Source organism: Polyangium sp. y55x31 (assembly GCF_029946505.1).
In the GTDB taxonomy this organism is placed as follows: domain Bacteria; phylum Myxococcota_A; class Polyangia; order Polyangiales; family Polyangiaceae; genus Polyangium.
In genome coordinates, this window is record NZ_JARZHG010000105.1 from 1 (window position 1) to 533 (window position 533).

Annotated in this window: 1 protein-coding gene; it reads left to right on the top strand. The window is 67.0% G+C overall.

Annotation, left to right across the window (positions count from 1 at the left end):
* Positions 1–533: hypothetical protein (locus tag QHF84_RS50205; protein ID WP_281320796.1), on the top strand; the 533-nt coding region annotated here is incomplete at both ends.

Here is a 533-nt window from a genome sequence, read left to right on the forward strand (position 1 = left end):
ACGGCGGCGGCGGTCCTCGGGCTCCCGAGCGGGACGGCGACGGGCACGGGCACGATCGATGATGGCGCTTCCCGGATCGGCTTCTTCGAGCATGGCGCAATCCCGACGGGTACCGTCCGCTCGGCCCTGATCGGCTTGATCCAAGCGGTAGACAAGCTCGGGAAGACGAAGGCGGCGCTCGCCGGGGACACATTCACGGGGCCCGTCACGTTCGCGGGGCCGGTCACGTTCAAGTCAGGGACGCAGGATACGATCTTCGCGAAGGTGCCCGATGCCGACGCGGTGCTCGACGCGAGCACGGCGAACGTCTTCCTCCTTCCGATAATGAACGCCCATCGAAAGTACACGCTCGCGGAGCCAACGGGGGGTGCGCGGCGGATCCGGGTCCTGCGCCTCGCGATTTCGAACTTCGGTGCGAACTTCCACCGGCAGGATAGCGGGATGGTCGGTTTTCCGCCGAATAGCCAAGCGTGGGCGGAGTTCACACATTTCGACGATGGGACGGGGGCGCGGTGGCGGCCTACGGCTTGGGG